Raw genomic sequence first — 21,423 nt, forward strand, 5'->3', positions numbered from 1 at the left:
CGTGGTTGTAGGTTTTATTGCGCGGCTTGCCAAACTTTGAGCGCATCCACCGTCTCGGCAACGTCATGCACGCGCACGATCGCTGCCCCCTGCGCAACTGCCGCCAGTGCGCCGCCGACGCTGCCCGCCATGCGCTGCTCTACCGGTTTGCCGGTCACCGCACCGATCATGGATTTGCGCGACAGACCTGCCAACAGCGGCAGATTCAGCTCGGCAATGAGCCGGGATGTAGATTTTAGCAACATGTAATTATGCTCTACTGTTTTACCGAAGCCAAGGCCCGGATCGATGCAAATCCGGCGCGGATCGATTCCGGCCGCCAGCATCGTTTCAACGCGCTCACGTAAAAACGCGATCACTTCCGCCACCACGTCGCCGTAGGCTGGCGCCAGCTGCATGTGCTGCGGATCGCTTTGCATGTGCATGATACACAATGCGCAATCACTATCACGCACTGCATCAATAGCGCCCGGTGCGCGGAAGCCATTGATGTCGTTAATCATATCAACGCCAGCAATGATAGCTTCGCGCATCACTTGCGGCTTGTAGGTGTCGACCGAAATCGCCGGCCCCATGTCACGCACGGCATACAGCACCGGCATGACGCGCTGCAGCTCGTCTTCGAGCGGGACTGGCGGTGAGCCAGGACGGGTCGACTCCCCGCCTACGTCGATGATGTCAACCCCATCCTGGATCATCTGCTCAGCGTGGGATAGCGCAAACTCCAGCGCCTGGTAGCTGCCGCCATCGGAAAACGAATCAGGCGTCACGTTGAGAATGCCCATGACGCGCGCACGCGCGCCCTGCCCCCGCCACGGGAAATTGAAACGGCCAAACTGTAAGGTAGATTGCATGTGTAGCGATAATGAAAAAGGGCGAGGATTGCTCCTCACCCTTTTATGTTAATGCGGTGACCGCGCGCTTAAGCCGGCGCCGTCACGCTAGGCGATACGCCGCTGCCGCCGTCGCCCGGAGGCTGTTTGCGGATCGTCACGCCAGCTTTCGGCGGACGTGGCTCCAGGCCTGCCATGATGTCGTTGATCTGGTCTGCGTCGATGGTTTCCCATTCCAGCAGTGCCTTGGTCATGACTTCAACCTTGTCGCGGTTCTCTTCCAGCAGCTTGCGGGCCAGCGCATATTGCGTGTCCAGGATATTGCGGATTTCCGCATCCACTTTCTGCTGGGTGGCTTCCGAGATGGTCTTGTTGGTGCCGCCCATGAAACCGTCGTTCTGGGTATCTTCATACACCATCACACCCAGCGCATCGGACATGCCGAACTTGGTCACCATCGAGCGGGCCAGCTTGGTGGCGCGCGAGAAGTCGTTCGACGCACCGGTCGACATCTGGCCCACGAAAATCTCTTCCGCGATACGGCCGCCAAACAGGATGGAAATTTCTTCCAGCATCTTGTCCTTGTAGCCCGAGATATTGTCGTGCTCCGGCAGCTGCCAGGTCAGGCCCAGGGCCCAGCCGCGCGGCATGATAGTCACTTTGTGGACCGGATCAGCCTTCGGCAGCAGCTTGGCAACCACCGCGTGGCCCGACTCATGGTAGGCGGTATTGCGGCGCTCATCTTCACGGATGACCATCGATTTACGCTCAGGACCCATGTAGATCTTGTCCTTGGCATCTTCGAAGTCCTGCATGTCGACCAGGCGCTTGGTACGGCGCGCAGCAAACAGCGCGGCTTCATTGACCAGGTTGGCCAGATCGGCGCCGGAGAAGCCTGGCGTACCACGGGCCAGGATGTCAGCCTTGACGTCGGTGCCAATCGGCACTTTGCGCATGTGCACATTCAGGATCTGCTCGCGGCCGCGGATGTCCGGCAGGCCAACGGTGACCTGGCGGTCGAAACGGCCCGGACGCAGCAGCGCCTTGTCCAGCACGTCAGCACGGTTGGTGGCGGCAATCACGATCACGCCGGAGGTGGCTTCAAAGCCGTCCATCTCCACCAGCAGCTGGTTCAGCGTCTGCTCGCGCTCGTCGTTACCGCCGCCCATGCCGGCGCCACGATGACGGCCGACCGCGTCGATCTCGTCGATGAAGATGATGCACGGCGAATGCTTCTTGGCGTTCTCGAACATGTCGCGGACACGGGATGCACCCACACCGACAAACATTTCAACGAAGTCCGAACCGGAAATCGAGAAGAACGGCACTTTGGCTTCGCCGGCAATGGCGCGTGCCAGCAGGGTTTTACCGGTGCCTGGAGGACCGACCATCAGCACGCCGCGCGGAATGCGGCCGCCCAGTTTCTGGAACTTGCTCGGGTCTTTCAGGAAATCGACGATCTCGGCCACTTCTTCCTTGGCTTCATCGCAACCGGCGACGTCTGCCAGGGTGACGGTGTTATTGGTCTCGTCCATCATGCGCGCCTTCGACTTGCCGAAGGAGAACGCGCCGCCCTTGCCGCCGCCCTGCATCTGGCGCATGAAGAAGATCCATACGCCGATCAGCAGCAGCATCGGGAACCACGAGACGAATACCTGCGACAGGAACGATGGTTCCTCAGGCGGTTTGACGTCGAAGTGAATGCCGTTGTCGCGCAGATCACCGATCAGGCCCCGGTCCAGCAGCGTGGCGGTGGTGCGGACTTTGGTGTCATCGCTACGGGTGGCGGTAATGTTGCCACCTTCAATCGTCACATCTTTGATGCGCTTGGCTTTCACGTCATCCAGCAGGTCGGAATACGCAATGGACTTGGCGCCTCCGCTTACGCCATGGCTGTCAAACTGCTTGTACAGCATAAGCAGCAGCAACACCACGACTACCCAGATGGCTGATTTAGAAAACATGTTATTCACGAAAACTCCTTGGATGCGAGGCGCATCGATAAATCTGGCCGAACTTCGATTTTACTCGCAATAAGCAGGCGTTGCCAGAAACCTGCCGTGCGCCAGCTTAAAACCGGCTGAAAAGCGCATTATTCCCCCCAAAAAACCATGCAATCAAGGCAAAAATGCTTTTCCCGGGTTGGATGTGCGGGTATTTCAGCAAATATCAAGGGTGCCAGCCATCAGAATCCAACGGTTGCGCCGAGGCCATGCCGTCAGTCGGATTCTTCAGGCCGCGGCCGAGCAGGAATATCTCGGACGATTTGTCGCGGCTGGCTTTGGGTTTCTTCTGGATCACGGTTTTAAACTCGGCGCGGAATTTAAGCACGATATCGTTGAAGCCCATGTCTTTAAAACATTTGACCAGCAAGGCGCCGCCCGGTTTCAAATGGGCCTGGGAGAATTCGATTGCCAGATCGATCAGATGCTCCATGCGCGCGGCATCGGAATCGTGAATGCCGGACAGGTTGGGCGCCATATCCGACAGCACCAGGTCCACTTTCTGCCCCTGCACCACGGCTTCCAGCTGCTGCAGCACATCCGCTTCGCGGAAATCGCCCTGGATGAAATGGAAGTCAGCAATCGGCGCCATCGGCAGCATGTCGAGGCCAATCAGGGTGCCGTTGATGCCGCCGCCCTCCTTGCCAGCCAGCTTGCGGCGGGCGTACTGGCCCCAGCTGCCCGGCGTACAGCCAAGGTCGACGATGACCTGGCCGGGCTTGATCAGCTTCTCGTCCTCATCGATCTCTTTCAGCTTGAAAGCCGCACGGGCGCGATAGCCCTCTTTCTGGGCCAATTTCACGTAAGGATCGTTAATATGGTCGTGAATCCAGTTTTTGTTTATTTTGTTCTTAGCCATTCGCGTAGAATACTGCCTTTAAGGAACCTACAAAAAGAAATTTTATGATCAAACTTACACCAGCCGAGCGCAGCGCACTGCGCGCCGAAGCCCATGGCCTGAAACCTATCGTCCTGATCGGCTCCGATGGCCTGACTGCCAACGTTATCAAAGAAATCTCGCTGGGGCTGGATTCGCACGGCCTGATTAAAGTCCGTGTGTTCGGCGACGACCGCGAAGCCCGCATCGCGATGTACGAAACCATCTGCGAACAACTGAAAGCGGCGCCGGTACAGCACATTGGCAAACTGCTGGTCTTGTACCGCCCGAAAGTGGAAACCGAAAAGACCCGCGCCTCGGCCGGCAAAGGCATGCGTGAAGTCACCATCGTCAAAGCCAGTGCCAGCGGCACCAAACGTCCGTCGGTGACCAAGGTTCTGCTGAAGGGGAATGAACGCGTTACCCAGGGCGGCAACATCAAGCGCGCCAAAGCACGCCAGAAGTCGACCAAGAAGAGTGTATTGAGCTAATCATGTCACGGGGGCCATCAGGCCCCCGATTTTTTTACTGCTTCACCACCAGCCATGCGGCCAGCAGGCTCTGTACCAGGTAAATGGTGCTGGAAATACCGTGCAGGATGCCGAACTCATTACGCGCAGCACCTTCCATCACCCCGCCCGGCCCTGCGGCTGCACGCAGCGACGCCATCATCGGCTGCAGGCCAAAGTGCGACACCAGCGTACACGCCAGCATCACCAGCACAATAATCAACAGCGTACGGCGCGCCTTGGCGGCCATATTGGCTGCGGGACCGGCAAAGATGCCGCCCGTACTGGTCTGGGTCGCCCACAGCAGCGCCAGCATCACCAGCGCGCAGGCGATCGACAGCCAGGCTTGGTTGGTAAACAGGCTGGCGGCAATACTGCCGGCCAGCACGCGGTCACTCAGGGTGGCAAACAGGGTCGGCGCAGCCAGATAGCCCACCGCCCAAAGACTGCCGGCCCACAAGGTGGCGACCAGCAAACGTGTGCGGGCGAGTAACATCAGACGTAACGCACTTCCAGAATTTCGTACTCGCGCGGACCCGCCGGGGCCTGCACTTCCACCACGTCGCCGGCCGACTTGCCGATCAGCGCGCGGGCGATTGGCGACGTCACCGAGACCTTGCTCAGTTTCAGGTCGGCTTCATCGGTGCCGACGATCTGGTAGCTGACTTTGTCGCCGGACTCCAGGTCCTCCAGGTCCACGGTCGCAGCAAACACCACCCGGCCTTCCGCGTCCAGCGTGGTCGGGTCGATGATTTGCGCGGCGCTCAGTTTGCCTTCCAGTTCGGCGATACGGCCTTCCACGAACGCCTGGCGCTCCTTGGCGGCATCGTACTCGGCGTTTTCCGACAGGTCGCCATGCGAGCGTGCTTCGGCAATCGCGTCGATCACGATACGGCGTTCTTTGGTCTTCAACTGGTGCAACTCTTCTTTCAAGAGTTCGGCGCCGAACTTGGTAAGTGGAACTGAAGTCATGTTGTCTATTTACTCTGTTTTTACAATGGAAAACCACAGAGGCCGCGCCAAACTGCAGCGCGAGCTCTGTGGTCCGGGTACTACCTAAACCTATTAAGGCTTAGTGTAAGGTTTTATGCAGCCCTTGTAAATCGTACACACGCAATTCGTCCAGATGGCGGATGCCTTCGACCGCCGCTTCGGCGCCGGCGATGGTGGTGTACGTGGTCACGCGCGACGCCAGCGACGAGGTGCGGATGGCACGCGAGTCAGTGATGGCGCTACGTTTTTCTTCCACGGTGTTGATCACCAGGACGACTTCGTGGTTCTTGATCATGTCGACCACGTGCGGACGGCCTTCCACCACCTTGTTGACCGCAGTGACTGGAATACCAGCCGCCGAAATCACCGCAGCAGTGCCCTTGGTCGCCGCCAGCGTGAAGCCCATGTCGACCAGGTCGCGCGCCACTTTCACGGCACGCGGCTTGTCCGACGATTTCACCGACAGGAATACCTTGCCCGATTTCGGCAGCTTGACGCCCGCGCCCATCTGCGATTTCACGAACGCTTCACCGAAGGTCTTGCCGACGCCCATGACTTCACCGGTCGATTTCATTTCAGGGCCGAGGATGGTGTCCACGCCTGGGAATTTCACGAACGGGAACACGGCTTCCTTGACGCTGTAGTAAGGCGGCACCACTTCTTCGGTCACGCCCTGGTCCGCCAGCTTCTGGCCCACCATGCAGCGCGCGGCGATCTTGGCCAGCTGCAGGCCGGTTGCCTTCGACACGAACGGCACGGTACGCGAGGCGCGCGGGTTCACTTCCAGCACATAGACCACGTCCTGGCCGTCCTGCTTCTGAATCGCGAACTGCACATTCATCAGGCCGACCACGTTGAGGCCCTTGGCCATCAGCGAAGTCTGACGCTTCAGTTCATCGATGGTCTCCTGCGCCAGCGAGTACGGTGGCAGCGAGCAGGCCGAGTCGCCCGAGTGCACGCCAGCCTGTTCGATGTGCTCCATCACGCCGCCGATGAAGGTGGTTTCTCCGTCGGAGATGCAGTCGACGTCGCACTCGATGGCGTCGTTCAGGAAGCGGTCCAGCAGCACCGGCGAATCGTTCGATACCTTGACCGCTTCGCGCATGTAGCGCTCCAGGTCACGCTGCTCGTGGACGATTTCCATTGCGCGGCCACCCAGCACGTAGGAAGGACGCACCACCAGCGGGTAGCCGATTTCCTGTGCCAGCGCCAGCGCTTCGGTTTCGGTACGCGCGGTGCGGTTAGGCGGCTGGCGCAGACCCAGGTCCTGCAGCAGCTTCTGGAAGCGCTCGCGGTCTTCCGCAGCATCGATCATGTCCGGCGAGGTACCGACGATCGGCACGCCATTGGCTTCCAGGTCCAGCGCCAGTTTCAGCGGAGTCTGGCCGCCGTACTGCACGATCACGCCCACTGGTTTTTCCAGCTCGACGATTTCCAGCACGTCTTCCAGCGTCAGCGATTCGAAGTACAGGCGGTCCGAGGTATCGTAGTCGGTCGACACGGTCTCCGGATTGCAGTTGACCATGATGGTCTCGTAGCCGTCTTCGCGCATGGCCAGCGCAGCGTGCACGCAGCAGTAGTCGAATTCGATACCCTGGCCGATACGGTTAGGGCCACCGCCCAGTACCATGATCTTCTTCTTGTCGGTCGGATTGGACTCGCACTCTTCATCGTAGGTCGAGTACATATACGCGGTGTTGGTCGCGAATTCCGCAGCGCAGGTGTCCACGCGCTTGTACACCGGACGGATGTTCAGCTCATGGCGCTTGGCGCGCACGGCGGCCGGCGTGGTTTGCAGCAGGAAGGCCAGGCGGCGGTCCGAGAAGCCCTTCTGTTTCAGCTTGTACAGCACGGTCTTGTCCAGCTGCTCCAGCTTCTGCGTGTCCATCCACAGTTCCAGGTCGACGATCTCTTTAATCTGGATCAGGAACCATGGGTCGATCTTGGTCAGCTGGTGTACTTCTTCCATCGTGAAGCCCTGGGCGAACGCATCGCCCACGTACCAGATACGCTCAGGACCTGGCTCGCCCAGTTCCTCTTCGATCTTTTCGCGATCCTTGGTTTTCTCGTTCAGGCCATCGACGCCGACTTCCAGGCCGCGCAGGGCTTTCTGGAACGATTCCTGGAAGGTGCGGCCAATCGCCATCACTTCACCGACCGATTTCATCTGGGTGGTCAGGTGGTGGTCGGCGGTCGGGAATTTCTCGAACGTGAAGCGCGGGATCTTGGTGACCACGTAGTCGATCGACGGTTCGAACGACGCCGGGGTGGCGCCGCCGGTGATCTCGTTGCGCAGCTCGTCCAGCGTGAAGCCCACGGCCAGCTTGGCCGCCACCTTGGCGATCGGGAAGCCGGTGGCTTTCGATGCCAGTGCCGACGAACGCGAAACGCGCGGGTTCATCTCGATGACGATCATGCGGCCGTCTTTCGGGTTGATCGAGAACTGCACGTTGGAACCGCCCGTGTCCACACCAATTTCACGCAGCACCGCCAGCGAGGCGTTACGCATGATCTGGTATTCCTTGTCGGTCAGCGTCTGGGCTGGCGCCACGGTGATCGAGTCGCCGGTGTGCACGCCCATCGGGTCCAGATTTTCGATCGAGCAGATGATGATGCAGTTGTCCGCCTTGTCGCGCACCACTTCCATCTCGTACTCTTTCCAGCCCAGCAGCGATTCTTCAATCAGCAGTTCGTGGGTCGGCGAAGCTTCCAGGCCGCGTTTGCAGATCGCTTCGAATTCCTCTTCGTTGTAAGCGATGCCGCCGCCGCTGCCGCCCATGGTGAACGAAGGACGGATGATGGTCGGGAAGCCGACTTCTTTCTGCACGGCCCACGACTCTTCCATCGAATGCGCCACGCCGGAACGGGCCGAGCCCAGACCGATCTTGGTCATCGCATCCTTGAACTTGGAACGGTCTTCGGCCTTGTCGATGGCTTCCGGCGTCGCGCCGATCAGTTCAACCTTGTACTTGTCCAGCACGCCGTTGCGGTGCAGGTCCAGCGCGCAGTTCAGCGCGGTCTGGCCGCCCATGGTTGGCAGGATCGCGTCCGGCTTTTCCTTGGCGATGATCTTCTCGACGATTTGCCAGGTGATCGGCTCGATGTAGGTGACATCGGCCATTTCCGGGTCGGTCATGATGGTCGCAGGATTGCTGTTGACCAGGATGACGCGGTAGCCTTCTTCACGCAGGGCCTTGCAGGCCTGGGCGCCGGAATAATCAAACTCGCAGGCCTGGCCGATAATGATCGGGCCAGCGCCAATAATCAGAATGCTTTTAATGTCAGAACGCTTAGGCATGTACTTTTTCTCCAGATGCTTGCATCAGGCCGATGAAGCGGTCAAACAGGTAGGCGACGTCAGTCGGGCCAGGCGATGCTTCAGGGTGGCCCTGGAAGCAGAAGGCCGGCGTGTCGGTGCGGGCGAAGCCCTGCAGCGAACCATCGAACAGCGACACGTGGGTCACGCGGCAGTTGGCCGGCAGCGTGTTCGGATCAACCGCAAAACCGTGGTTCTGCGAGGTGATCAGCACTTGCTTGCTGTCCAGGTCCTGTACCGGGTGGTTGGCGCCGTGGTGGCCGAATTTCATTTTCAGGGTCTTGGCGCCGGAGGCCAGGCCCATGATCTGGTGGCCGAGGCAGATGCCGAACAGCGGGATCTTCTTCTCCATGAACACCTTGGCGGCAGCGATCGCGTAATCGCATGGCTCAGGGTCGCCAGGGCCGTTCGACAGGAACACGCCGTCCGGGTTCAGCGACAGCACTTCTTCTGCGGTGGTCTGGGCTGGCACCACGGTGACTTTGCAGCCGCGTGAGGTCAGCATGCGCAGGATGTTGCGCTTGACGCCGAAGTCGTACGCCACCACGTGGAACTGGGCGGCCGGCGAGGCACTGTCCAGCTTGCCGTAGCCTTCGCCGAGCGTCCACTCGGTTTCGGTGTATTCGTATTTGTCCTTGACCGTGACCACCTTGGCCAGATCCATGCCGGACAGGCCGGGGAAGGAACGGGCCAGGTCCAGCGCTTGCGACGCCGACGGCTCGTTGCCCTGAGTACCGACCAGGATAGCGCCGGACTGGGCGCCCTTCTCGCGCAGGATACGGGTCAGCTTGCGCGTGTCGATACCGGCGATGGCGACGATGTTCTCGGCCTTGAGGTAGTCAGCAAGCGATTGGGTGGAGCGGAAGTTCGAAGCGATCAGCGGCAGGTCACGGATGATTAGACCAGCTGCATGCACTTTGCTGGATTCGACGTCTTCGGGATTGATACCGTAGTTGCCGATATGGGGATACGTCAGGGTGACGATCTGGCGGCTGTAGGAAGGATCGGTGAGGATTTCCTGATAGCCGGTCATGGAAGTGTTAAAGACCACTTCGCCGGTCGTATGGCCGGCAGCGCCGATCGAAAAACCTTTGAAAATGGTTCCGTCAGCGAGGGCCAGTATGGCTGGAACGGCGGGGCCAGAAAAAAATGGCGGCAAGGGCAACTCCTGTTAAGTTACCGTAGCTGCGCCACGTCAGACGACCGTCAAGCAACCCAGGCCATGCTTGCGCCGGGGGTGAGGGTCAGATTGATGATGGATTGAGTGGTAGTCGCTACGGTAGAGATGTGATTTGGCTAAACCTTTGAATTATAACCAAAACTGCCCTGCTTGGCAAGGCCACCCGGTGTTGCGCCGGGCGGTTTTTTTACGTCTGTTGCTTAGTTCAGCGCGGCGATACCGGCTTTTGCAATTTGTGCATCTTCGGCCGATTTCACGCCCGACACGCCGACGGCGCCAATGATATGGCCGTCAACGATGATCGGTACGCCGCCTTCCAGCATGCCATCGGTCTGTGGCGCCGGGGCGCTCAGGAACGATACGCGGCCATTGTTGATCATGTCTTCATAGATCTTCGATTCGCGGCGACCCAGGGCCGACACGCGCGCCTTGGCTGGCGCGATATGCGACGACAGCGGCGCCGCGCCGTCCTGGCGTTGCAGCCACAGCAGGTGGCCGCCGTCGTCGACGATGGCGATGACCACTGCCCATTTATTAGCAACGGCTTCCGCTTCGGCGGCAGCAGCGATTTTCTTGACGTCGTCCAGCGACAGGTAAGGTTTGGTTTGCATAGAGCTTCCTTGGTTACGGTTTGCGTTTAGCTTCAAGTTTCTGTTTGATCTGGGCCATCACCTGCGCGGCGGCCTGTTCGCCCGCCAGCACGGCCTGATTGCGGCCATTGAAGTCGTTGCCGGCCATCTTGCCCAGCGCCGGCTGGATCACGACGTCGGCATCCCTCAGTTCATATTCGTTGATGCGCTGGCCCATGATGCTGAAGGTCTGCATGATGACGTCCAGCGAGCTGACGGTGGCCTGCACATCGGCCTGCGTCGAGATATTGACGGCGATGACGAAGTCCGCACCCATGTCGCGCGCAAAGCGCACCGGCACCGGCGCCACCAGGCCGCCGTCCACATAGGTGCGGCCAGAGATCGTCACCGGCTGGAACACGCCTGGCACGGCCGACGATGCGCGCACCGCCATGCCGGTATTCCCGCGCTGGAACAGGATAGGCTTGCCGTCTTTCAGATCGGTCGCCACCGCGCCAAACGGGATCTTGAGTTTTTCCATCGGCTGGTTGTTGACCGCCTTGTTGACGTAGGCCTGCAGCGCCTCGCCTTTCAGCACGCCGGTGGATTTGCGGAACAGCGGCAAGGCCCAGTCGGAGATCGAGGCTTCGTCCATTTCCATCGCCAGCTTTTGCAGCTGGAAGCCGGTATTGCCGGCCGCGTACAGTGCGCCCACCACGCTGCCCGCGCTGGTGCCCACCACGATATCCGGATAAATACCCTGCGCCTCCAGCGCCTTGATGACGCCGATATGGGCAAAGCCGCGCGCCGCGCCGCCGCCCAAGGCCAGGCCAATCCTGATTTTCTTCGGCGGCAGCGGCTCGGCCATCGGCTGCGGCTGCAGCACAGAAGTCTCCGCGACGGGCGTGGTCTTGCAGCCGGCGAGTGCGGCTGCGGCAAGAGTCAGAAGGACAAGACGGCGTGCAAGCATGGGCAGTGTATAAGCGAATTTAAGCGCCCAGATTGTACACCGCCCCGCCCTCTTGCATTAATACCGGTCGTCGAAAGCGAAGATCGGCTTGCGCGATTTCCACTGGCCGGCGGTAAAGTCCGGGAAGTCCAGCGTCTGGAAGTTCTGCGCAATCGACTGCTCCGACAGCGGCGTGATGGCGCTCCACGTCACCGCATCGTAAATATCGATCGGCATTGGCGCCTCGGCCTTCAGCGCCTCCACAAACGCGTGGATCACGAAGAAGTCCATCCCGCCATGGCCCGCGCCCTCCGCTGTTTTGGCATACTTCTTCCACAGCGGATGCTCGTACTTGTCCTGCCAGGCCTGGAAGTCATCCCACTGGTGCGGCTTGCTCTTGCCTTCGATATGGATCGAATGGTTCACATCCATCCACAAGCCATCCGTGCCCTGCACACGGAAGCCCAGCGAGTAAGGACGCGGCAGCGAGGTATCGTGCTGCAGGAGGATGGTTTCGCCGTTTTCGCAGGCCAGCGTGGTGGTCACCACGTCACCCAGCTTGAAGGTGGTCTTCGCGCTGGGATGATTCGCACCGCCCTGCTTGACGACGTAGTCGTGCAAGCCACGTGCCTTGGTCGCAAATGCGTTAATGCGCGTGAAGCGGTTGCCGCGGTTGATGTTGGTGTACATCGCGCACGGGCCGATGCCATGGCTTGGATACAGCTCGCCATTGCGCTGCACGGAATGCTCGGTGCGCCAATGCGCCTCCGACCAGCCCTTGGCGCCATACTCCACGCCACCGCCGTAAGGCTTGGCCGGATCGCCGCTATTGAACTTCACCGCGCGCAGGTCGTGCTGATAGCCGCCCTGCAGGTGTACCAGCTCGCCAAACACGCCGGCACGCACCATTTGCAGCACCGCCATCACATCGCGGCGGAAGCACACATTCTCCAGCAGCATATACGGCGTTCTGGTTTTCAGCTGGGTGTTCAACACATCCCAGTGATCCTGCAGCGTGATGCCGGCCACCACCTCGCAGCCCACGGCGATTTTGGCCTGCATCGCGGCAATCGCCATCGGCGCGTGCCATTCCCACGGTGTGGCGATGATGACGCCATCCAGGCCGCCCGCATCCAGCATGCGCTTGTAGGCCTGGGGGTCGCGGTCCTCGCCATAGGTTTTTGGCTTGGGCTTGTTGAACTTTTCCACCTGCTTGAGCGCGCGGCCCAGCATGACCGGTTCGATATCGCACAGCGCCGCCACTTCCACATCATCGCGGCGCAGCAGCTCCTGCAGCAGCACCTGGCCGCGCATGCCGGTGCCGATCATGCCGAGACGGACCTTCTGGCGCGTGACCGCAAACGCTTTCGGGAGCATCAGGCTGCCCGCCAGCGCCGCGCCGGTGATGAGAAAGTCGCGTCGATTGAATTGCTTGTCCATCAGTTATAACCTCTGAGAGTGTGATTCATTGTAGCGGATCAAAAGAACTTGTAGCTGGCCGAGAAAGCGTACTGGCGTCCGAACAGATTGGTGCTGTGGTTATAACCTTCCCAGCCGTTCGGATCGTAGGTAGGCTGCTTGTTCAGCAGGTTCTTGACGTTCAGGCCCAGTTCCAGGTTCTTCATCGGTTTCCAGTTCAGGCCCAGATTGACCGTGTAGTAAGCAGGTGCGCCATCGCACAGGTCTTTCGGCATCGAGACGCCGGCCGCCATGCAGGTACCTGGCAGGTTGTCGGTATCCCACGGTGCGGCAGCCCATTTGGTTTTGCCCGTGTAGTTCACGAACAGGCTGGTGACGAAGTTACGGTAGGCCCAGTCGGCATTGAAGGTAGCGCGGATGCGCGGCGAATCGTAGTAGCCCACGTAGTTGCCGCTGAAGCCAGTGCCGTCTTCCGAGTTGTAGGTTTCGCGGCGGCGGATGGTCGCCGATACGCCGGTATTCAGCTTGCCCATTTCGCCAAACGAGAAACGGGTACGCGCATCGACGTCGATACCATCGATCAGCGTACGGCCACGGTTCGAGTAGGAGTTAATCAGGCCACCGATATTCCCTACCGAGTAAGTTGGCACGCCACCTGCGCAAGCAGCCGCATTGGCCGCGTTCCGGCACATGGTTGCCACTGCCGCCATGTTGCCGCGGTCCGCATCGCTGATCGGGTTGCGGGTCGCCGCAGCGCTGCCGGCCAGGGTTGGGCCGTATTTGTCGACCAGTTGCTTGAACAGCTCATTGAAGTCCTGGCGCACGATTTCGTTGCGACGGTAGACGAACCAGTAGTCCACCGAAATGCTGACGTCTTTCGCTGGCTGCAGTACCAGGCCTGCCGTCGAGATCTTGGCCTTCTCCGGGCGCAATTGCGGATTTGGCGGCGTCAGGCCACCCACGGTGGTCGAGCAGTTGGAGTTCAGCAGCGTCTTGCCCAGGTCCACATCGGTCGGTGCGACGGACTTCATCAACACCCGCGCGATCGCATTGGTTTCATCGCAGCGCACGGTGTCGCGGATGCCGCCCACCTGCGCGAACACGCCGCCACTGCCCGACTCCGCCAGGTTAGGTGCGCGGAAGCCTTCCGAGTAGGTACCACGCACCAGCACTTCCGGGCGGGCGCGCCATTGCACGCCCAGCTTGGGCGCCAGGTTGGCGGCAAAGTTCGGGTATTTGTCCAGACGCGCGGCAGCGTTCAGCTCCAGCGTGTCGGTCACTGGCACCACCACCTCGCCAAATACGGCAGCGATGTTGCGCTGGCCATCGAACCATGAACCGCCCTGCTGCGTAATCAGGCCGTTCGCCGCGTCCTGGTTGCCCGGCGTGGAGAAGCTCTCGCGCATCAGGCTCGCACCCACTGCGGCGCGCACTTCGCGGTCGCCGATCTTGGCGATGGTGCCTTCCACCTTGCCGTCCCAGGTAATCAGCTTGGTCCACGACTGGATGTCGAAGGTTGGATAGGCGTCACGCAGCAGCGCCGCGTTGGCGTCGCTGATGACGCCAAACTTGTAAGCCGGATTGTCCGAGATGTAGGTGCGGCCGGTTGCCGGATCGGTGGTGAACGGACCAAACGCCTTCTCGAAGCCCTTAGTGTTGATGTTGATGGTCTGGTACAGCGTCGAGTGGCTGCCGGCCACGGTGACGGCGGTTTCAAAGTCCCAGCCATTGCCAATGCTGCCGCGCAGGCCAGCCAGCGCACGGTAGCTGTCATCGATATTGGTCTGGCCGAAGTGGCCGGGCGCATCCAGCAGAATGTAGTTCAGGCCCGCCGCACCGCCCATCTTGGCGACCATGTCGGCATCCAGTTTACCCTTCAGGTAGGAGTTGTTCGGCCCCAGGTAAGGCGTCGTGAAGGTGTTCAGCGTGGTGCCGGTATTACGCGCAAACCAGTTGTTGTTGGTGCCGCTGTTGAACGAACGCGGGCCATTTTCGCCGCGCAGCTTGATATGGGTGTACACCGTTTCCGCAAAGGCTTCCATGTCGCCGGCCAGTTTCAGGCGGCCGCTCAGGTAGCCGGTGATACGGTCCGAAGTTGGGCCGGTGTCCAGCGCATACGGCAGCGAATTCCACACGCAGCGGGTGCCAGAAGCTTCGGTGATATAGGTACTGCAACCGTTCACAGCACGCTGGGTGCGGGCGTTGTTGTTGGCCTTGTCGAACACGAAGAAGGTCCCCGGGTTCATCACGCCAGGCTCGCTGCCCACGCCTACACGGAAGCCTGGAACGAAGGTCGGATTGTTTTCGTAGAAGCCTGCGGGACGTTTCAGGTAAGTGTCTGCAGTGGAGATGCGGTCGCGTTGATACACGTTGACCGAGCCATAGATGTTATAGCCGTCCTGTCCCAGATCGCCATGGCCGTAAATCAGGCTGCCCTGACGTTCGCCGTAGGATTTGACAGCAGGCGCGGTATCCATATTGCCGCGCGCCTCGAGGCCCTGGTAGCTCTTCTTGGTGATGACGTTGATGACGCCCGCCACCGCATCCGAACCATAAACCGCCGACGCACCATCGGTCAGGATCTCCATGCGTTCGATGGCCGCTGCCGGAATCGCGTCGATGTTGACAAACATGGTCTGGAAACCAGACGGTGCGCCATAGAACGACAGACGGCGGCCGTTCAGCAGCACCAGCGTGCCCTGCGCGCCAAGGCCGCGCAGGTTGGCTTGCGAGGCGCCGTCGGAACCGGTGAACATCGAGCGGAAGTCCTGCTGCGCCGGACGCGCCGCAGGCAGGTTGTCCAGCACCTGCAGCAGCGTGCGCGCGCCCATGTTCTCGATCTGCCTGGCGTCGATGACCTGCACCGGCGACGCCGTTTCCGCGTTGATGCGTTTCAGGCTGGAGCCGGTCACCTCAACCCGCGTGATCTTATCGTCCTTTTTATCCTCCGGGTCCTCCGCTGCCAGCGCGTGTGAAGCCAGACCTACCGCCATCATCGCGGCCACCAGTTTTTTCATATGCATGACTATCTCCCTCGTTTATTTACATGGTTTGTTTGTTATCGTCAGGCTGCAACAGCCCCTCCCCGGTCCGAAGAGGGGTTCTTTCTCGTGAAAACTTTGTTTAGCTCAGCGTGGGCTGACGGTACTTCCTTCCGTGCCGATGAGGACCGCGTTGGCCCAGTTGCCGCACACCTGCGCCGGCTTGCTGCCACGCGCGCCCAGCGTGCGCAGGCTGATCTGGCTGAGTCCCCGCACATCGATCTCCGGCTTGACGACCGCCGGCGCGGTAATCAGGCCGCTGTCGTACAACAGACGCTCGCCGCTCCAGACCTGGAACTGCAAGCCGCCCGCGTTGCGGCAGCTGTCGTCCACACCCAGGTCGGCGCGCAACAGATTCCAGTTACCAGCCAGTTGCAGATCGATGCGGCTGTTCGCGCCGACGCCCAGGCCTTTGCGGAACCACAGGCCGTTCATGCGCATCTCCTTGCCATTGGCAGGCTTGTCGCGGCTGACGCTCTTGGGCAGTGCCAGGTCGGACAGATACTGCTGCAGCTCCGGGCCTTCCTTCGGCTGGTAAGCCATGACATGGAAGGTGGACAGCGTGATCGGCGCCACTTCGCTGGTGACGGCAGCGTTAAACGCACGTGCTGCCGATGCGCCGACCGCAGTCACCATCGGATCGGTGCCCGCCGCGCCATCGCCCTCGGGGTTCTGCGTGCTGAGAACACGGAAGCGCAGCAGGCGGCCAGCGGTTGGCGCGAAGCTGATCGCCTGCACACCTTCCTGCAATTTCAGCTGGCCGCGTTTGATTGGCGTGCCCCAGTCGCCGTTGTTATCGCCCATGTAGATTTCATAGTCGCGGATCTGACCGTGCTTCCAGTGCTGGTCATTGCGCGGTGCGATTTCAATGCCGTCGATGAGGCGGCGTTCGGTGAAGCCGACCACCCATTCATGCGGCCCGCCCTGCACCGCCGGGCTGCGCGTGGTGCGGAACCAGGTGGTTGGGTTGTTGTCGAAAGCGTTTTCCAGCGGGTTGCCGGTTTCTTCTGATGGACGGTTCAATACCATCATCGCGTCGGCGGGGATGGCGCGGCCCAATGCCGGCGCAGAAGGGAAAGCGTCATCGGCGACAGCCAGCGCAGCGCCGGTCTGCACGCTGACGCGCAGCGGCTGGCGGATGTCCTGGCTGGCGGTCTTCACATGCAAGGTGCCCTGACGTTCAGCGGCGTCGAAATACCAGCCTTCTTTGGCAGTGTCGAACGCAGCGCGGTCGGCCAGTGGCGACAGCACAGAACCCGAGGCGCCTGCCGCAGCGGTCACACTGACTGCCGCAGGACGCTGACGTGCCAGCATGCGCAGCGCATAGGCGCGGCGCGACAGCTGCTTGTCGTAGCTGCCGCTCACCGGCGCCACATCGACCGTTACGCCGTCGGCGCTAGCATTCATGCGGATGGTCTGCTGACTGAACGCGCCATCCTGATAGCGGCGGGTATTGCCATCGTCTTCATACAGCGTGTATTCAGAGGCGCCATGCGGATACAGGTCCAGCGTCAGCACATCCTTGGGCTTCTCGCCGTCGTACAGCATCTCCGGATACATCGGCAGGATGGCGCCAGCGCGGACAAACACCGGCAGCTTGTCCAGCGTGACAGCCAGGTCGATATCGCGGCCTTCCTTGCCGGCCGTGGCCTGACGGCCATCCCAGTATTCAAACCACTGGCCTTCCGGCAGGTGGATGCCGCGGCGCCAGCCCTGGCTCACGGCCTGGCTGCGGTACACCGGCGCCACCAGCAGGTCGCGGCCCAGCATGTACTGGTATTTATACGCTTCGGTGTAGGCGGCGGGATCGTTCGGGTAATCCCACATCAAGCCACGTACCAATGGCGCCCCGCTTTGCTCTGCCTCGCGCATCAGCGTGTACATATACGGCGTCAGACGCATCTTGAGCTTCAGGTAGCGGCGATTGATGCTGACATACGGCTCGGCAAACCACCACGGGTGCTTGCGCTCCGCCGCCGCCCAGCCGGACATGCCCATCAACACCGGGGTAAAGCTCTTCCACTGCAAATCGCGGGTATAGGTTTCCGGGCTGCCGCCAAAAATCGCATCGACGTCGCCGGTGGCATAGGCCTGGCCGGACAGGCCGGAGCCGATCAGTGTCGGCACATGCCAGCGGATATAGTCCCAGCTGGCGCTCTGGTCGCCAGTCCAGGTGACAGCGTAACGCTGGGTGCCGGCCCAGCCCATCACGGTCCAGATGAACGGCCGTCCGTCGGAATTATTCAGAATGCCGTCATAGGCCGACTTGTTGGCATCCAGCGAGAACTCATAACCCTTGCCAGTCCACGCCACGTCCAGCTTCTGCACGCGGGTGCCGGCGGTGCCGACTTCCCACGCCATTTTCTCGACGCCGTTTTCGGTCCACAGGCCGGTGCGGAAGCCGTACTTGGCCAGGCCCTGCACCGTCTCCGGCAGCGCCGAGTAGCCGCAGCCATAGCCATCATTCGGCAATATCCAGCCGCCTGGCATATCGTGCTCGCGGTATTGGCGGGCCACGGTTTCAATCACGTCCGGCGTCTTGCCGGTCGGGCCGTCGGTCCAGCCTTTCGGCACCGTGCCTGGTTTCTTGACGTTGTCGCCGTCGTTGTAGCAATCGGCGTCGCCGTATTCCAGCGCCCAGCGCGGCAGCATGCGCGCGCGGCCGGTCCATTCGGTGTAGCGCGCCAGCACATCGCGCACGTCCTTGCCGACAAAGTAATACGCATCGAAGCGCGCTTCGTCATGCTCCAGCGAGATCTGGTCGCCCTGGCGCAGATCGTAGCTGCCGTCCGACCAGGTGTTACGCAGCATGCCCCAGCCGCGCGAACTCATAAGAAACGGCGCCGGACTTGGACGGTCGCCCTCTTCCCAGCCGCCCGAGTACGACACTTGCAGCTGCTTGCCCTTGAATTCATAGCGGCCATTCTGCTGGCCGCCGCCAAAGAAACGCTCGGCCTTGTCGCTCGACAGCGTCTGCACGCTTTGCTTGTCGCCCAGCTCCAGCGGCTGCACCTCGCGCCACAGCGCTTGCGTATCGCCCGCGCGGAACAGGCTGAAACGCAGTGGCTTGCGGTCGATACGCAAGCTCAGTGTTTTGGTGCTGATCACAAGATGGTCAGGCTGTTCGCTGACGCTGTGCTCCACCGAAGCGGCCGGCGTGGCCACCACAATCGGCGCCGCCTTGTCGCCCGCGCCGGTCAGGCCGGACTTGGGGCCGGCCCAGATATGCAGCACATCGGCGCGCGGCAGGCTAATCTGTATATGAGCGCCGGTATCCGTCACCAGATCCCACTGCTGGCCCGCAGCGGTGCTTACGCTACGTAAGTTACCAATCGGAGCAGCAAGCAAGGGACCGCTGGCAAGCATGGCGACAATGGCTGAAATTCGTTTCATAGTTACTTAGTTTTCGAAAGAAAATCCGTTGTGATGCATTTACTCTAGAAATAAAAACAAATGCGGTCAACAAAAAGAAAGGAAATATTTCAAAAAAATGACTCAAATCTTTCGTATTAGGTGCATGCAGATTCATTAACTTTCGTTTTCGTGGCAAAACTGCTACAACGCGCCCTAGTGAAGCCATGTTAAAACTTTCTTTTTACTTTCGAATTTGACATTTCGAAAATTAAACCTTATTCTTTCTTCGACCCAACCAAGAAAAATCTTTCGATGACTACCTTATTCCAGCGTACGACCACCGACTGGCGCGACATAGGCGGCCTTGAGACCGCAGAAGAAATCGCCCACCAGCCAGCCCTCTGGCGCGAACTGGCGGCGCATCTGGGCGCTGAGCAAAGCCGCATCGCCGCCTTCCTTGGCGACAGCCTGCACAATCCGCAACAGCGCGTGATCCTGACCGGCGCCGGCAGCTCGGCGTATGTGGGCGAGATCATCGCGGACGAAATCAACGCCGCCTGGCCATGCCAGGTGCGCGCCATCTCCACCACCAGCCTGCTGACACACCCTGCCCTGTACCTGGACAGCAGCGCGCCCACGCTGCTGGTCTCTTTCGCCCGCAGCGGCAACAGCCCGGAAAGCACCGGCGCCGTGCAGCTGGTGCGCGACCTGGTGCCGAATGCACGCTTCCTGAATATCACCTGCAACGCGGAAGGCGACCTGGCGCAGCAAGGCGCCAATGACAGCGCGAGCTTGAACCTGATGATGCCGGCCGCCAGTTGCGACCGCGGCTTCGCGATGACCAGCAGCTTCACCTGCATGCTGCTGGCGGCGCTGTCCGCGCTCGATCCGGACTTCCAACCGGAGCGCCTGAACAAGCTGGCCCAGTTGGGCGAGCAGGCGCAGGGCCTGTGGTCGGCGCCAGTCGCTGCGCTGGCCGCCAGGCGCGTGTCGCGCGTGATCTACCTGGGCAGCGGCCCGCTGGAAGCGCTGGCCAAGGAAGCCGCGCTGAAGATCATGGAGCTGACCGCCGGTTCCGTCATGACCATGGCAAACAGCGCGCTCGGTTTCCGCCATGGCCCCAAGGCCGCCGTCAATCCGGAAACGCTGGTGCTGCTGTTCCGCAGCGCCGATCCGCTGTCGCGCCGTTACGAGCACGATCTGGTGGAAGAACTGCGCCGCGACCAGGTGGCAGCCGATGTGCTGACCGTGGGCGCCGGCGGCGACTTCTCCATCGACACCCCGGCCTGGCCGGACGCCTGGCTGGCGCCTCTGTGGCTGCTGATGGCGCAGCAGTACGCGCTGCACCAGTCGGCGCTGCTGCAGCTGCGTCCCGACAATCCATTCAAGGGCGGCATCGTGAACCGCGTGGTGCAAGGCGTCACCATCTACCGTCATGACGAGTTCTGACATGCGCGGCTACCACGGCATCGACATCGGCGGCACCAAGATAGAACTGGTTGCCTTTGCCGACCAAAACGCCAGGCTGCGTGAAGTGCACCGTGAGCGTATCGCCACGCCGGGCACCGACTTCGCCGAATTCATCGGCGCCATGCAGGGATTGATCGAACGCGCCGACGCAGCGCTGGGGTTGCGCGCGCCGGTCGGCATCGGCCTGCCGGGCGTGATCGACAGCGTCACCGGCCGCCAGCTCAGCTCCAACGTACCGGCGCTGAACGGCCGCCTGGTGGTGCAATCGCTGCAGGACGCCTTGCAGCGCCCACTCGCCGTTGGCAACGACTGCCAGTGTTTTGCGCTGTCCGAAGCACAGGGCGGCGCAGCGGATGGCGTGCCCACCATGTTCGGCGCCATCATCGGCACCGGTGCTGGTGGCGGCTACTGCGTCAATGGCCGTCTGTTGCGCGGCTCGAACGGCGTGGCCGGCGAATGGGGCCACTGGCCGCTGGCCGCCGCGCAGCTGGAGCCCTACGGCCTGCCGCTGTACGACTGCCCGTGCGGACGGCGCGGCTGCCTGGAACGCTATGTCTCCGGCCCCGGCATGAGCAATTTGCACCGCCACTTCGGCGGCGGCGATGAAACGCCGCTGTCCATCGTCGCCCGCGCGCAAAGCGGCTCAGCCATCGCCCTGCAAACGCTGGATATCCACCTGGACCTGCTGGGCCACGCCTTGGCCACGCTGGTGCTGACGCTGGACCCGCACGCGATTGTGCTCGGCGGCGGCCTGTCCCAATTGGCGCACCTGTACGAAAAACTGCCAGCCGCCATGAGCCGGCACCTGTTCTGCGGCGTGCGAACGCCACCGGTATTACCGCCTGCCTTCGGCGACGCCGGCGGTGCACGCGGCGCCGCCCTCCTCGCCCGACAACAACTGAACGACTGA

The 21,423-nt window shown here is 61.2% G+C and carries 15 protein-coding genes; 3 read left to right on the forward strand and 12 right to left on the reverse strand.

Annotated elements, in window-relative coordinates:
* Positions 1-14: 14 nt before the first annotated feature.
* The 3 genes from folP to GTP58_RS24650 all read right to left on the reverse strand — a co-directional run bounded on the left by folP (position 15) and on the right by GTP58_RS24650 (position 3,695).
* Entirely contained in the window at positions 15-854 is an 840-nt protein-coding gene (folP, locus tag GTP58_RS24640; protein ID WP_161079702.1) for a dihydropteroate synthase, read from the reverse strand.
* A gap of 68 nt (positions 855-922) precedes the next feature.
* A complete protein-coding gene (ftsH, locus tag GTP58_RS24645) occupies positions 923-2,806 on the reverse strand; it encodes an ATP-dependent zinc metalloprotease FtsH (RefSeq protein WP_072786709.1) in 1,884 nt (627 codons plus the stop codon).
* Positions 2,807-3,002: 196 nt separating this feature from the next.
* Positions 3,003-3,695 carry an RlmE family RNA methyltransferase gene (locus tag GTP58_RS24650; protein WP_161079703.1) on the reverse strand — a complete coding sequence of 231 codons (693 nt, stop codon included), beginning with the start codon at positions 3,693-3,695 and terminating at the stop codon, positions 3,003-3,005.
* A 44-nt stretch (positions 3,696-3,739) separates the two neighbouring features.
* Between GTP58_RS24650 and yhbY the strand changes: the two genes are divergently transcribed.
* Positions 3,740-4,204, forward strand: coding sequence for a ribosome assembly RNA-binding protein YhbY (gene yhbY / locus GTP58_RS24655; RefSeq protein WP_072786707.1), 465 nt, complete (start codon positions 3,740-3,742; stop codon positions 4,202-4,204).
* A gap of 34 nt (positions 4,205-4,238) precedes the next feature.
* On the opposite strand, the gene GTP58_RS24660 is transcribed toward yhbY, so the two are convergent.
* From GTP58_RS24660 to GTP58_RS24700, 9 genes are all read right to left on the reverse strand, one after another.
* A complete protein-coding gene (locus GTP58_RS24660) occupies positions 4,239-4,718 on the reverse strand; it encodes a DUF4149 domain-containing protein (RefSeq protein WP_072786706.1) in 480 nt (159 codons plus the stop codon).
* Positions 4,718-5,194 carry a transcription elongation factor GreA gene (gene greA, locus GTP58_RS24665; RefSeq protein WP_072786705.1) on the reverse strand — a complete coding sequence of 159 codons (477 nt, stop codon included), beginning with the start codon at positions 5,192-5,194 and terminating at the stop codon, positions 4,718-4,720. The genes GTP58_RS24660 and greA overlap by 1 nt, the downstream gene beginning before the upstream one ends.
* A gap of 100 nt (positions 5,195-5,294) precedes the next feature.
* Complete coding sequence (carB, locus tag GTP58_RS24670) at positions 5,295-8,513, reverse strand: carbamoyl-phosphate synthase large subunit (protein ID WP_161079704.1); 3,219 nt, start codon at positions 8,511-8,513, stop codon at positions 5,295-5,297.
* Complete coding sequence (gene carA / locus GTP58_RS24675; RefSeq protein ID WP_161079705.1) at positions 8,506-9,690, reverse strand: glutamine-hydrolyzing carbamoyl-phosphate synthase small subunit; 1,185 nt, start codon at positions 9,688-9,690, stop codon at positions 8,506-8,508. Before carA ends, carB begins: the two co-directional genes overlap by 8 nt.
* A gap of 221 nt (positions 9,691-9,911) precedes the next feature.
* Positions 9,912-10,322, reverse strand: a complete 411-nt coding sequence (locus GTP58_RS24680; protein ID WP_072786702.1) for a heme-binding protein — start codon at positions 10,320-10,322, stop codon at positions 9,912-9,914.
* A gap of 13 nt (positions 10,323-10,335) precedes the next feature.
* On the reverse strand, positions 10,336-11,250 hold the full coding sequence (locus GTP58_RS24685; protein ID WP_161079706.1) for a patatin-like phospholipase family protein: 915 nt from the start codon (positions 11,248-11,250) through the stop codon (positions 10,336-10,338).
* Between the two features lie 57 nt (positions 11,251-11,307).
* Positions 11,308-12,669, reverse strand: coding sequence for a Gfo/Idh/MocA family protein (locus GTP58_RS24690; protein WP_161079707.1), 1,362 nt, complete (start codon positions 12,667-12,669; stop codon positions 11,308-11,310).
* A 38-nt stretch (positions 12,670-12,707) separates the two neighbouring features.
* A complete protein-coding gene (locus tag GTP58_RS24695; RefSeq protein WP_202413844.1) occupies positions 12,708-15,671 on the reverse strand; it encodes a TonB-dependent siderophore receptor in 2,964 nt (987 codons plus the stop codon).
* Positions 15,672-15,776: 105 nt separating this feature from the next.
* Positions 15,777-19,082 (reverse strand): TIM-barrel domain-containing protein, encoded by a 3,306-nt coding sequence (locus GTP58_RS24700; RefSeq protein ID WP_161079708.1) that lies wholly within the window; start codon positions 19,080-19,082, stop codon positions 15,777-15,779.
* 273 nt (positions 19,083-19,355) lie between these two features.
* On the opposite strand from GTP58_RS24700, the gene GTP58_RS24705 reads away from it, so the two are divergent.
* Both GTP58_RS24705 and GTP58_RS24710 read left to right on the forward strand, forming a co-directional pair.
* The gene (locus tag GTP58_RS24705; RefSeq protein ID WP_161079709.1) at positions 19,356-20,492 is read left to right on the forward strand and encodes an SIS domain-containing protein; all 1,137 of its coding nucleotides are present in this window, start codon (positions 19,356-19,358) and stop codon (positions 20,490-20,492) included.
* On the forward strand, positions 20,479-21,423 hold the full coding sequence (locus GTP58_RS24710) for an ROK family protein (RefSeq protein ID WP_161079710.1): 945 nt from the start codon (positions 20,479-20,481) through the stop codon (positions 21,421-21,423). The genes GTP58_RS24705 and GTP58_RS24710 overlap by 14 nt, the downstream gene beginning before the upstream one ends.

Origin of the sequence: Duganella sp. CY15W (genome assembly GCF_009857555.1) — a bacterium.
Lineage (GTDB): Bacteria > Pseudomonadota > Gammaproteobacteria > Burkholderiales > Burkholderiaceae_D > Rugamonas > Rugamonas sacchari.